This window comes from Nocardia brasiliensis (assembly GCF_011801125.1).
Taxonomy (GTDB): Bacteria; Actinomycetota; Actinomycetes; order Mycobacteriales; family Mycobacteriaceae; genus Nocardia; species Nocardia brasiliensis_C.
The window spans coordinates 6,357,373-6,370,976 of the sequence record NZ_CP046171.1 but is presented as its reverse complement, the minus strand read 5'-3'; the positions used below and the strand labels follow the sequence as shown (position 1 = coordinate 6,370,976).

General features: G+C 70.7%; 9 protein-coding genes. 8 read left to right on the top strand and 1 reads right to left on the bottom strand.

What is annotated here, in order from left to right:
• Positions 1–48: 48 nt before the first annotated feature.
• Complete coding sequence (locus F5X71_RS28900) at positions 49–756, bottom strand: FadR/GntR family transcriptional regulator (protein ID WP_167464843.1); 708 nt, start codon at positions 754–756, stop codon at positions 49–51.
• 65 nt (positions 757–821) lie between these two features.
• Here F5X71_RS28900 and F5X71_RS28895 point away from each other — a divergent pair, with 65 nt between their 5' ends.
• The 8 genes from F5X71_RS28895 (at position 822) to F5X71_RS28860 (ending at position 13,580) form a co-directional block, all read left to right on the top strand.
• Complete coding sequence (locus F5X71_RS28895; protein ID WP_238815531.1) at positions 822–2,078, top strand: CynX/NimT family MFS transporter; 1,257 nt, start codon at positions 822–824, stop codon at positions 2,076–2,078.
• A gap of 306 nt (positions 2,079–2,384) precedes the next feature.
• The gene (gene nirB / locus F5X71_RS28890; RefSeq protein WP_167464842.1) at positions 2,385–4,919 is read left to right on the top strand and encodes a nitrite reductase large subunit NirB; all 2,535 of its coding nucleotides are present in this window, start codon (positions 2,385–2,387) and stop codon (positions 4,917–4,919) included.
• Positions 4,920–4,983: 64 nt separating this feature from the next.
• Positions 4,984–5,385, top strand: a complete 402-nt coding sequence (gene nirD, locus F5X71_RS28885) for a nitrite reductase small subunit NirD (protein ID WP_167464841.1) — start codon at positions 4,984–4,986, stop codon at positions 5,383–5,385.
• 4 nt (positions 5,386–5,389) lie between these two features.
• Entirely contained in the window at positions 5,390–6,673 is a 1,284-nt protein-coding gene (locus F5X71_RS28880; RefSeq protein ID WP_238815530.1) for a uroporphyrinogen-III synthase, read from the top strand.
• Positions 6,670–7,434, top strand: coding sequence for a sirohydrochlorin chelatase (locus F5X71_RS28875; protein ID WP_167466822.1), 765 nt, complete (start codon positions 6,670–6,672; stop codon positions 7,432–7,434). The genes F5X71_RS28880 and F5X71_RS28875 overlap by 4 nt, the downstream gene beginning before the upstream one ends.
• Before the next feature lie 216 nt (positions 7,435–7,650).
• On the top strand, positions 7,651–11,808 hold the full coding sequence (locus F5X71_RS28870) for an amino acid adenylation domain-containing protein (RefSeq protein WP_238815529.1): 4,158 nt from the start codon (positions 7,651–7,653) through the stop codon (positions 11,806–11,808).
• Between the two features lie 49 nt (positions 11,809–11,857).
• A complete protein-coding gene (locus F5X71_RS28865; RefSeq protein WP_167464839.1) occupies positions 11,858–12,565 on the top strand; it encodes a DUF6875 domain-containing protein in 708 nt (235 codons plus the stop codon).
• A 40-nt stretch (positions 12,566–12,605) separates the two neighbouring features.
• Positions 12,606–13,580 (top strand): alpha/beta hydrolase, encoded by a 975-nt coding sequence (locus F5X71_RS28860; RefSeq protein WP_167464838.1) that lies wholly within the window; start codon positions 12,606–12,608, stop codon positions 13,578–13,580.
• Positions 13,581–13,604: the final 24 nt, after the last annotated feature.

Here is a 13,604-nt window from a genome sequence, read left to right as displayed (position 1 = left end):
TTCCAGGCAATTCCGGCTCACAGGGTGCGCCGGGGCGTGGTGAGTCGATTAGCCGGTCTGCGCGTCGCGCGGGGTGGCGGTGTCGCCGATGGCGTCCGGGTACTCCGAGATGAGCGAGTTCAGGAAGCAACTCGCCGCCGCGGAGGCGCGTTCGGGATCGCCGTCGATCACCGCGTGCACCAATTCGGCGTGCTCTTCGGGGTAGGAGTCATCGGACTTCAACGTCCGCGCTCGGATCACCTGTTCGATGATCGGGAGCAGCGAGTCGTAGAACTCGAGGTACACCGCGTTGTGGCTGGCGACGACGATCGCGCGGTGCAGTTCCACGTCGGACTCGATCGCGGCCGGGCTGTCGTCGTGCCAGGCCTTGTCGCGTTCGGCGAGTAACTGCAGCAGGTTGGCGATGTCACTGTCGTCGCGGCGGCGGGCGGCCAGCGCGGCGGCGGTGGTGTCGAGCGCCAGGCGCAGCTCGAGCACATCGCGCTCCTCGGCGTCGGCAAAGTACTTGCCGAGAGTGCCGCCGAGGTCGGAGGATGCGATCACATAGGTTCCCGAACCTTGGCGTCGCTCGAGCATCCCCGCGTGGACGAGGGCCTGGACGGCCTCGCGCACGGTGTTTCGACCCGTCCCGGTGAGCTCGGTGAGCTCCGGTTCGGTGGGGATGCGTGAGCCGATGGGCCAACGGCTGGAACGGATTTCGGCACGCAGCTGCTCGGTGACCTGGGCAATGAGGCTGGTGCGCCGGACTGGTTGCACAGCCTCAGAGTACCGCTCATCACAAATCGTTGTGTCCTATCATCCGGTCATCCTATGATTTCGCGGTGACTGCAACCCTCCAGAAAACTCAGACCCGAACCGAATCCGTGCTGGTCGAGCAGCGTCGGCGGGCACTGACGGAGGGTCGGCTGCTCGTGTTGGCCGCGATTGTGATGTCGGCCCTCGTGCTGCGTGTCGCGGTAACGGCGTTCAGCCCCCTGGCCGAACGGATCGGCGCCGACGTGGGTTACGGCACCGCCGTGGTCGGCGTGTTCGGCATGATTCCGACCGCGATGTTCGCGCTCTCGGGTTTGCTGACCCCCGTGCTGGTCCGCCGGATCGGCCTGGAGCGCACCGCGCTCAGTGCCATGCTGATGGCGGGCACCGGCATGCTCGTGCGGGTGCTGCTGTCGGGCACCGCCGAACTGCTGGTCTTCTCCGCGCTGGCGCTGGCCGGCATGGGCATCGGCAACGTGGTGATCCCGCCGCTGGTGAAGCGGTACTTCGCGGATCGGCTCGCGGTGGTCAGCTCGCTGTACATCATGATGGTGCAGGTCGGCACCGTGGCGCCCGCGTTCGTCGCGGTCCCGCTCGCCGACGCGTTCGGCTGGCGGATCTCGCTCGGCCTGTGGGCCGCACTCGGTTTCGCCGCGGCGCTGCCCTGGATCGGGGTGCTGCGCGACCGTCGCGGCCGCGATGTCGAGGACACCACCGCGCTGCCCGCCGACGCGCCGCGCACCGGCCGGGTCTGGCGTTCCCCGCTGGCCTGGGGGATGGCGGGCATGTTCGGCATGACCTCGCTGATCACCTACGCGATGTTCACCTGGCTGCCCAAGATCCTCACCGACGCGGGCGCCAGCGCGAGCTTCGCGGGCAGCATGCTCGGCGTGTTCGGTCTGGTCGGCCTGTTCGCTGCCCTGACCGCGCCGACCGTGATCGCCCGCTTCCGTAATCCCTTCCCGGTCGTCGTCGGCTGCGGTGCGTTCTTCATCGCCTCGTTCGTCGGGCTGCTCGTCGCGCCGATGAGCGCGCCGATCCTGTGGGTCGTGCTGCTCGGCCTCGGCCCGAGCACCTTCCCGATGGCACTGACCCTGATCAACATGCGTACCAGCACCCCGGGTGGCTCGTCGGCGCTGTCCGGCTTCACCCAGGGCGTCGGCTACGCGGTGGCCTGTGTCGGCCCGGTCCTGTTCGGCGTCCTGCACTCGGCCACCGACGGCTGGCTCGCGCCCTTCGCGCTGCTCACGGTCGCCGTGCTGGTCCTGCTGACCGGTGCGTGGCAGGCCTGCAAGCCGCGCATGCTCGAGGACACCTGGCACTGAGCGCTAGCACACCACGACGCGCCCCGCGGCGCGACCGGCAAGTTGCTGTCGGTCGGGTTGCGGGGCGCACTCGTGTGGCCGATGCTCGGGGAGCGGCTCTCATCGCGCGCACGGCCGCGATGGGGTCGAGGTGATCTTCGGAAACCGCTCTGTCACATGGGCGTAACTTGCGGGCGAACTCACGCCCTGATCCGGATAACCGTGAGCAACCGTTGATGCGCCGGTCATTTCGCGCAGCATTGCGGCAATACCCGTTTCCTACCGTTGGGCCAACCGGATCTTTGGAGGCCCTTCTTGAGCACGCCGATGAATCACCCAGTCGCATCGTCCGCACGCAAGACCGCCGTCGTCGTCGGCCACGGCATGGTCGGGCATCGGTTCGTCGAGGCACTGCGTGCACGCGACGAGGCGGGCCAGTGGCAGGTCGTGGTGCTGAGCGAGGAGCGGCTGCCCGCCTACGACCGGGTCGGCCTGTCCTCCTACGTCGGCATGTGGGACGCCGCGGCGCTGGCGCTGCCCGGCAACGAGTACGCGGGTGACGCACTGGTCGAGCTGCGCCTCGGCCAGCGTGCCGAGTCCATCGACCGCGACGCCCGCAAGGTCACCACGTCGACGGGGGAGACCCTGTCCTACGACGCGCTGGTGCTCGCCACCGGCTCCTACCCGTTCGTGCCGCCGGTTCCCGGCCACGACCTGCCCGAGTGCTTCGTCTACCGCACCCTCGACGACCTGGACGGCATCCGCGCCGCCGCCGAGGCGGCGGGGCCGGGTGCGGTCGGTGTGGTGGTCGGTGGCGGCCTGCTCGGCCTCGAGGCCGCGAACGCGCTGCGCCTGCTCGGGCTCACCCCGCACGTGATCGAGTACAACGATCGGCTGATGCCCGCGCAGGTCGACGCGGGCGGCGGCGCGATCCTGGAACGCCTGGTCACCGACCTCGGGCTGGCCGTGCACACCGGTGTCGGCACGTCCTCGATCGAGGCCGCCGAGCGGGGCGTGCGGGTTTCGCTGTCCGACGAGTCGGTCATCGACGCGGCGCTGGTCGTGTTCTCGGCGGGGGTGCGTCCGCGCGATCAGATCGCCAGGGACAGCGGCCTGGAGGTGGGTCCGCGCGGTGGCATCATCACCGACCTCGGTCTGCGCACCTCCGATCCGAACATCTGGGCCGTCGGCGAATGCGCCGCGGTCGAGGGCACCTGCTACGGCCTGGTCGCCCCCGGGTACACCACCGCCGAGATCGTGGCGGACCGGTTGCTCGGCGGCGCAGGGGAGTTCCCCGGCGCGGACATGTCGACCAAGCTGAAGCTGCTCGGCGTCGACGTGGCCAGCTTCGGTGACGCGCACGGCGTCACCGAGGGCGCGCTGTCGGTCGTGCTGCACGACGCCGCGAAGGGCACCTATGCCAAACTCGTCGTCTCCGACGACGCGCAGACCTTGCTCGGCGGCATTCTGGTCGGTGACGCGACGGCGTACGCGTCGCTGCGCCCGCTGGTCGGCCGTCCGCTGCCCGCCGAGCCCGCCGCGCTGATCTCGCCCGCGGGCGCGGAGTTGAGCGCCGACGCGCTGCCCGACGACGCCCAGATCTGCTCCTGCAACAACGTGTCCAAGGGCGATATCTGCGGCGCCATCGCCGAGGGCGCCTGCGATATCGCCGGGGTCAAGAAGTGCACCTCCGCCGGAACGTCGTGCGGCGGTTGCGTTCCCATGATCAAGAAGCTGCTCGAGCAGTCCGGCGTCGAGATGTCCAAGGCGCTGTGCGAGCACTTCGAGCAGTCCAGGTCTGAGCTGTTCCAGATCGTCCAGGTCACCGGCATTCGCACCTTCTCGGGCCTGATCGCCAAGTACGGCAAGGGATCCGGCTGCGATATCTGCAAGCCGACGGTCGCCTCCATCCTCGCCTCCACCTCCAGCGAGCACATCCTCGACGGTGAGCAGGCCGGTCTGCAGGACACCAACGACCACTTCCTGGCCAACCTGCAGAAGAACGGCACCTACTCGGTGGTGCCGCGGATGCCGGGCGGTGAGGTGAGCGCGGATCAGCTCATCACCATCGGCCAGATCGCCAAGGACTTCGACCTGTACGTGAAGGTCACCGGTGGCCAGCGGATCGACCTGTTCGGCGCGCGCGTCGAGCAGCTGCCGTTGATCTGGCGGCGGTTGGTCGACGCGGGCATGGAATCCGGGCACGCGTACGGCAAGTCGCTGCGCACGGTGAAGAGCTGCGTCGGCTCCACCTGGTGCCGCTACGGCCAGCAGGACTCGGTCGGCATGGCGGTCCTGCTCGAAAAGCGTTATCGCGGACTACGTTCCCCGCACAAGCTGAAGCTCGGTGTGTCCGGCTGCGCCCGCGAGTGCGCCGAGGCGCGCGGTAAGGACGTCGGCGTGATCGCCACCGAGAACGGCTGGAACCTCTACGTCGGCGGCAACGGCGGTCTCACCCCCAAGCACGCCGTGCTGCTCGCCGGCGAGCTCGACGACGCGACGCTGATCAAGTACATCGACCGCTACCTCATGTTCTACGTCCGCACGGCCGACCGGCTGCAGCGCACCGCCGCGTGGCAGGAGGCGCTCGAGGGCGGCATCGACTACGTCAAGCAGGTGGTCTGCGAGGACAGCCTCGGCATCGCCGACGAGCTGGAGGCGGCCATGGCTCAGCACATCATCGGTTACCGCGACGAATGGGCCGCGGTGCTCGAGGACGAGGAAAAGCTCTCCCGGTTCGTCTCCTTCGTGAACGCGCCGGAAGAGGCCGACCCGACCATCTCGTTCGACGAAAGCGGCGAACGCAAGGTGCCTGTGTTACTCGGCATGCCGGATATCCCGGTCGCTACGCGCGGGAAATGACGGCTTAACCCCACAGAAACAGGACGCCGGTACCAATGAGTAAGGCGTTTGGAGGATGACACCGATGACCGTGATCGATACCCCTGACATTGCCGCTGCTACCGCCACCGGCTGGACTCAAGCGTGCCGACTCGACTACCTGATTCCCGGCCGCGGCGTCGCGGTGTTGCTGAAAGGTGGCCGCCAAGCCGCCCTGTTCCTGATGACCGACGGCATGCTGTACGCCGTCGGCAACATTGATCCGTTCGGACGCGCGGCCGTGATGTCGCGCGGGATCGTCGGCGATCGCGGCGGCGTGCCCGTCGTCGCTTCGCCCCTGCTGAAGCAGGCCTTCTCACTGGTCGACGGGCGCTGCCTGGACGACGAATCGGCAATGCTGCCGGTGTACGCGGTGAGCGTGACCGACGGCATCGTGTCGATTTCCAACGAGCCGGTGGTTGCCGCGCTCGCTTCCTCGGACGGATGAACCAATGAACACAGGATCGCCAAGCGATTCGATCGGGGGCGGTGGCCGGGTGTCGGGTGGGCCGATTCCCGACGTCGGCGCCTGTCTCGCGGGCTTCACCGTCGGCATCACGGCGGCGCGCCGCGCCGACGAGTTCGCCACCCTACTGGTCCGCCGCGGCGCGGGCGTGGTGTTCGCGCCCGCCATTCGCATCATCCCGCTCGCTGACGACGACGAACTGGAGCGGGTGACCCGTCAGCTCGTCCAGGACCCGCCGCAGATCGTGGTGGCCACCACCGGCATCGGCTTCCGCGGCTGGATGGAGGCGGCCGAGGGCTGGGGCGTCGCCGAGCAACTGCGCACCACCCTCGCCGGGACCAGGGTGCTCGCCCGCGGCCCGAAGGCCAAGGGCGCCATCCGCGCCGCCGAACTGCGCGAGGAATGGTCGCCCGCCTCGGAGTCCTCCGCCGAGGTGCTCGACCATCTGCTCGCCGAGGGCGTGGACGGGGTGCGGATCGCGGTGCAGCTGCACGGCGCGACCACCGAATGGGAGCCGGTGCCCGACTTCTGCGAGGTATTGCGTTGCGCCGGTGCGGATGTCGTGCCGGTGCCGGTGTATCGCTGGGAGCCGCCGCAGGATCAGCAGCCGATGGACCAGCTGATCGAGGCCATCGTCACCGCCAGCCTGGACTGTGTCACCTTCACCAGCGCGCCTGCGGTGGCGTCGATGTTGATGCGGGCCAAGGAGACCGGGCTGCTCGACGGCCTGCTGCACGCGCTGCGCGGCCGGGTGCTCGCCGCGTGCGTCGGGCCGATCACGGCGGCGCCGCTGGAGGAACTCGGGGTGGCGACCTCGATGCCGGGCCGCGCGCGGTTGGGCGCGCTGGCTCGCCATGTCGCCGAGGAACTGCCGCGGCGAGCCAATCGGATCTACGCCGCGGGCCACACGCTGAGCGTGCGCGGTGGCTGCGTGGTGGTCGACGGCGAGGTGCGGCAGCTGGCGCCCGCGCCGATGGCGCTGATGCGCTCGCTGGCCAGGCAGCCCGGCCGGGTGGTCTCGCGCGAGCACCTGCTCGCCGCGCTGCCCGGCGGCGGTGACGACACCCACGCGGTGGAGACCGCGATCGCCAGGCTGCGCGCCGGGCTCGGTGCGCCGAAGGCCATTCAGACCGTGGTCAAGCGGGGCTACCGGCTGGCCATGGACGCGGCCGAATGCGTGGACAACAACCCGCGTCAAGAACTCGGCGGGCCACAGCTGCCCGGTCTCGGTACGCCGCTGCGGCACGCCCAGACCATGGGGGCGTGGTGACGGCCCCCGCGCTGGTGCTCGTCGCGCACGGCACAAGGAGCGCGCGCGGCGTTGAGATGATCGCCGCGCTGGCCGAGGCGGTGGGTAAAGAGCTCGGCGTCGCGATCTCGGGGCGCGACGGCGAGGGCGAACGGTCCGCGGCGCCCGCGCTGCGGACCGCGTTCGTCGACGTGCTCGGTCCCTCACCGGCCGAGGTGCTGCGCGACCTGACCGCGACGGCCGGGGAATCCGTTCCCGCCGTGGTGGTTCCGGCCTTTCTCGCCTCCGGGTATCACGTTTATCAGGATGTGCCGCGGGAGGTGGCCGAGAGCGGTCACGCCGCGGTGGCCGTCACCCCGGCCATGGGCCCGGACCCGGCGCTGGCCCGGATCATGATCATGCGGCTGCGCGCCGCGGGCTGGCGTCCAGGTGACGCGGTGGTGTTCGCCGCCGCGGGGTCCTCGGATTCCCGTGCGCGCCAGGACGTTCGCCGCGCCGCCGCCATGCTGGCCGAACGACTCGATACCCCGGTCCGGCTCGGCTACATCGCCACCGGTGCGCCGCGCGTCGCGGATGTCGTTGCCGTGCTGCGTGATTCCGGTGCGCGGCGGGTATTCATCGCGTCCTACCTACTGGCGCACGGGCTGTTCCAGCAGCGGCTGCACGAGGCGGGGGCCGACGGCGTCGCCGAGCCCATCGGGGTGCATCCCGCCGTGGTGCGGCTCATCGCCGAGCGGTATCGCGTCGCCGCGCGGGAACTGATGCGGGCGCGGGTGCGCTGAGCGCGGCCGCGGCGCCGGACTCGCATAGCGTCGGATGCGCCCGGCCGCGGGTCGACGCCGGGTCGCGGGCGAACGATGCGCGCTGAATAGGTGTGTCTGGGCTGGTAGCTCGCTGTGCACGCGCCGATCGCGCCGAAATTACGGAGGGTACGCGCCTGGATGCCGTAAGTTTGCCCCTGGATGATTCAGCGGTGGCTTTCCGAATCGCAGGGAGGCGTGTTGACCGGAGCCGACGCCACGGCGCAGCCGATGTACCCGCTGTCGGCGGCGCAGCTGCGCTGGTGGGTGGCCCAGCAGCTGCATCCGGGGGTGCCGATCACGGTCGCGATGTACCTGGAACTGCGCGGCCCGCTCGAGATCGGCCTGATGTCACGCTGCGCCCGGCGCGCGGCCCACGAACTGCAATCGCCGCACCTGCGCTTCCGTCTGGTCGACGGCTGTCCGCGCCAGTACGTGCCCGCCGCGGCGGAGCTGCCGATCCGGCGGATGCGGCTGGCCGACCAGGCCGATCCGATGGCCGCGGCGCTGGAACTGATGGAGCGCGACTACAGCGCGCCGCTCGACCCGCTCGCCGATCAGCTCACCGTCGCGACGGTGTTCCAGGTGGGACCGGATCATCATCTGCTGTACCTGCGCAGCCACCACATCGTCCTGGACGGGATGGGCGCGGCGGCGGTGCTGCGCCGCACCGGCGAGCTCTACCGCGCGGAAGTCGTTGCGGCGCACCGGCTCGACGCCGCGAGCGACAACGGCGCCGAAGCCGCCGCGGCGCGGGAGGCGCCCGCGCGCCCGCGCTCGACCACCCGGGTGCTGCGCCGGTCCGCGCGCGTGGTTCCCGACAGCGCGCCGCGCACCGCCTCGTACGCCAGTATGACGATGGAAAACGTTGCGGCGGTGAGTAGTTCGCTGAGCTCGGCGCGGGTGACCGAATCGCCCGCCGCGCGGGCGCTGACGGTGCCGGAACTGCTGGAAGACGAACGCAGATATCAGGATTCGGCCCGAGCCGAGGCGGACCGGGAGTACTGGCGCACCCAGCTGGACACCGTCGCCGAACCGGTCGGCCTTGCCGGTCGGCCCGCCGCGCCCGCGCCGCGACCGCACCGGGTGAGCGCGACGGTCGACGCCGCGACGGCCGAGCTGCTGGCCGCCGCGCGCGCCACGCACGGGGCCACCTTTCCTGAGCTGGCGGTCGCGGCCTTCGCCTGCTATCTGGCCCGGATGACCGGTCGCGCCGAGGTCACCCTCACCCTGCCGGTCACCGCGCGCCCGACCGCGGCCCTGCGCCGGTCGGCGGGTTCGCTGTCGAACGCGGTGCCGCTGCGGTTGTCCGGCCTGGACACCGCGACGGTCGGCGCGGTGATAGCGCAGGTGCGCGCGCGGGTGATCGGCGCGTTGCGGCATCAGCGATACCGCTACGAGGATATGCAGCGCGATCGCGGGCAGCAGCAGGTCGAGCGGGGCGGGTTCGGTCCGGTGGTCAATGTGCTCGGGTTCACCGAACCGCTCAGCCTCGGCGCGCTCAGCGGGCAGGCGCGGCTGCTGTCGCTCGGCCCGGTGGAGGACCTGCTTGTCAACGGCTATCAGGCCGGTCCGGACGAGCGCTCGGTCAGCATCGACTTCCACGCCAATCCGGCCCGCTACCGATACGACCTGCTCGCGTGGCAGCACCGGATGTTCCTCGGCTACTTCGCGCGTTTCCTCGCCGCCGGAACCGGCTGCCCGATACCGGAATTGGACCTCGCGCTGCCCGCGCCGGTGCGTGGCGCACCGGCGGGTCCGATCCGGGTGCTGCCCGAGTTGCTGCGCGTGGGTCCGGTGCCGGACGCGGTGGCGGTGCGCGACGGCGCGCGCACCATGACCTATCGCGAACTCGACGAGCGCTCGACCCGGTGGGCCCGTCAGCTGATGGCGGCGGGCGCGCGGCCCGGTGAGTTCGTCGTGGTGGCCGTGCCGCGCTCGCTGGAATCGGTGCTCGCGCTGTGGGCCGTCGCGAAATCGGGCGCCTGCTTCGTCCCGGTCGACCCGGCGGATCCGCCCGCTCGGATCGCCGGGGTGATCGCCGATTCCGGTGCCCGCCAAGGACTTACGGTCAACGCGGTGCGCAAGCTGTTGCCCTGCGACACCGGCGAGCTGACGAGCGCGGGCCGGTGCAGCGTGCAGTGGCAGGTGCTCGACGACGTCCGCGCGGTGACGCAGGTGGTGCGCCGGGCGGGCGCCGCGATCGAGGACGCGGAGCGGCCGCGCTCGTTGCGACCCGATCACCCTGCCTATCTGATCTACACCTCGGGAACCACCGCAGCGCCCAAGGGGGTGCTTGTCACCCACCGCGGCCTCGGTTCGCTGACCGACTACATCGTCGAACACTATGGGGTGGATCGGGATTCGGTGGTCTTGCACGCGCACGCACCGTCGTTCGACGCGCACCTGCTCGAGCTGCTCAGCTGTTTCGCGGCGGGTGCGCGGCTGGAGGTGGCGTCGCCCGCGGTGCTCGCGGGCGGCGCGCTGGCCCGGTTGCTCGACGACAGCGGCGCCACCCATTTCCTCACCACGCCCGCGGTGCTCGCCAGCATGTCGCCGACCGAGTTGCCGCGGCTGCGCGCCGTGGTCGTCGGCGGTGAGGCCTGCCCGCCGGAGCTGGTGCGCGAGTGGGCGCCGCACGTGCGGTTGTTCAACGGGTACGGCCCGACCGAAACCACCGTCATGGCAACCCAAACCGGCGCGCTGCGCCCCGGCGAGCCGGTGTCGATCGGCGCCGCGCTGCCGGGAGTGCTCGCGGTGGTGTTCGATTCGCGTCTGGTGCGGGTGCCGCCCGGCGCGCGCGGCGAGCTGTATCTCGGTGGCATCGGCGTCGCCGACGGCTATCTGCGTGACCCCGCGGGTACCGCGGTGCGGTTCATCGCCGACCCGTTCGGCATCGGGCAACGGCTGTACCGCACCGGCGATCTGGTGAGCGCGAGCCCCGACGGCACCTTCGAATTCCTCGGCAGGGCGGACGATCAGGTGGAACTGCGCGGGCGGCGGATCGAGCCGGCCGAGATCGAAGCGGCGCTGCGCGCGGGCCCGGAGATCGCGCAGGCGGTGGTGACGGTCGCCGACGCGGGCCGCCCCGAGGCGCGACTGGTCGCCTATGTGGTGGCTGCCCCCGGCGCGCGCTTCGATCCGGTGGCCACCGCGCGCCGGCTGCGCGACACCCTGCCCGCGGCGCTGGTGCCCGCCGCGCTCATCGAACTCGACCGAGTGCCGGTGTCGGGCAACGGAAAACTCGACCGCGCCGCGCTGCCGTCGCCGGTGGCCGCGCCGCGCCGCTACCTCGCTCCCGAGACCGACACCGAAGCGTTGGTCGCCGCCCAGTTCGCCGCGGCGACCGGGCAGTCCAAGGTCGGCCTGGCCGACGACTTCTTCGAGTTGGGCGGCAATTCGCTGCTCGGCGTGGCGGTCTCGGCGGAACTGGCGGCCGCGACGGGCGTGCCGGTGACGGTGCGCTGGCTCTACACCACGCCGACGGTCGGCGCGCTCGCCGCGCGCATCGCGGGCTACGACGGTGCGGACACCGCCGACGACGCGCTCGGCGTGCTGCTCACCCTGCGCGGCAACGGTACTCGGCCACCACTGTTCTGCGTGCACTCCGCGGTGCCGTTGGCCTGGTGCTATGCCGGGCTGGCGCGCTACGTCACCGATCGTCCGGTGTACGGCCTGCAGGCGCCGACGCTGACCGGCGAAGGCGAAACCATCGGTGCCATCGATGAACTCGCCGAGCACTATGTGGCGGCGATCGTGCGCGCGCAACCGGAGGGGCCGTATCATCTGCTCGGCTGGTCGCTCGGTGGGCAGATCGCGCACGCGATCGCGGTGCGGTTACGGGCGCGCGGCGCGAGCGTCGGCGCGCTGGCCATGCTGGACAGCGTCGTCGTGCCCGACGGCGCGGCACCGCCCCCGGTACCGCGGATGCGAGACCTGCTGACCCACTTGCTCGGTGACGAACCGCTGGACGCCGACGCGGCACCCGAGGTGAGCGCCGAGGAGGCCGCCGCGGAGTTGGCATGTGCGGGCGCGTCGTTCGGCACCGGGCTGTCCGCGCCGCAGCTCGAGCGATTGCACCGCGGTTACGTGGACGGGGTCGCGCTCGCGCACGGCTACCGACCCGGCGTGTACGACGGTGACCTGCTGTACTTTTCGGCAACCCAGGGGATGACCGAGCTGTTCGGCGCCGAGATGTGGCGGCCCTACGTCACCGGTGATCTCATCGAGCATCCGGTCGCGGCGACGCACGCCCAACTCACCAATTCCGACGTGGTCGCCGTGATCGGGCCGATCCTGGCGCGCCACCTGGAACGGATCGCGGCGCCCGTCCCGTCGACTCGGGATCGATCGTGACAACCGATAGGCGCACAGCCGGTTTCGCGGCGCTACCCGAGGTGCACGCGTGAACCTGCGCACGCGGGTGGGGCCGCGCACCGGCCTCGAATGGTGCAACGTCTACGACGACCCGACGGCATGGTCGCAACGGAATCCCCAGGCGGGCACGCTGTTACGGTACGTCGCGGATCGGTTGGCCCGTCCGGATCCCGCCCTCGGCCGCGACGGACCGGTGTGTCCCTTTGTGCGCCATACGATGACGCACCACAGCCTGTGGGTGGCCGTGCTGCCCGGCGCGGCGCCGGGGCTCGACGCCATGACCGCCGCGGTGGACGACGCCTTCGAGATCTACCGGGGGTTGCGTACCGCCGCGGGCCGCGACGCCGGGATGCTGGCGGCCATCACCCTGTTTCCCGACCTCGCCCGCTACGGGCCGGTCGACACCGTGCATCGGGCGCGCAAGAGCGACGTGGTGACGGAGGGCTCGATGCTCGGTCAGTTCTATCCCGGGTGCGCGGTATCGGGGTTGTGGAACAAGGACTTCCGTCCGCTCGACGCCCCGCTGCCGATGCTGGTGATCCGCAAGATGATGAACACCGACTTCCCGTTTCTCGTCGAGCGCACCGAATGGCTCTACGCCTATCTCACGCAGGTGGCGCCGGATCTACCGCGCCGGCTTCGCTGGTCGATCGCCGAACGGCTGCGCCGCACCGGAGTCGCCGACGACGGCATCACCGACCTGCGGGTGCACTCGCCGGGCGAACACGCCCGCTGAATGCCACGGGTCCTGATCGGACTGATAGATACTCGACATCATGCGTCGGCTGCTGCGTTGCCTGGTATCCCTGCTCGTGCTGCTCGCCGCGATCGCCGCCGTGCCCGCGGGCGCCGAGCCGGAATCGCACATCATCGACGTGCGGCCGCTCGGCGGACGGCAACTGGAGGTGGTGGTGCACTCCGCGGCGATGAACAAGCCGATCACGCTGTGGCTCTCGCATCCCGGATCGGACGCGCCCGCGCTGTATCTGCTCAACGCCGTCGACGGCGGCGAGGACGGCGGGCCGTGGATGCGCCGCACCGACGTCGCGGAGTTCTTCGCGGACAAGAACGTCAACGTGATCGTGCCCATCGGCGGCCGGGCCAGCTACTACACCGATTGGCTGCACGACGACCCCGCGCTCGGCCGCAATCAGTGGACGACCTTCCTGACCAGGGAACTGCCGCCGTTGCTGGAATCGCGGTTCGCCATGACCGGGCGCAATGCCGTTGCGGGACTGTCCATGTCGGCGACCTCGGCGCTCAACCTGGCGATCGGTGCGCCGGGCAGGTATCAGGCGGTCGGCGCCTACAGCGGATGCCCGCGCACCAGCGACGCCGGGGCACAGGCGCTGGTCACCTCGCAGCTCGCGGTGTTCGGCGCGAACGCGGCGAACATGTGGGGCGCACCGGACAACCCGGCCTGGGTCCAGCACGATCCGACGGTGAACGCCGACCGCCTGCGCGGGATGGCGCTGTACGTCTCCTCGGGCACCGGCGCGCCCGGCGAACACGACAACATCGGCGATACGGGGGTCGACGGCAATCCGGCTCGCCTGCTCGATCGGGTCCTGGTCGGCGGCGTGATGGAGACCGTCGTCGGCGGCTGCACCAGGCCGTTCGTCGACCGGTTGCACCAGCTCGGCATCCCGGTCACCGCCAACCTGCGCCCGGCGGGCACCCACGCCTGGACCTACTGGCAAGACGACCTGCACCAGTCCTGGCCCCTGTTCGCCGCGGCGATCGGAGCCTGAGTACGGCAAATCTGTCGGTGCCAG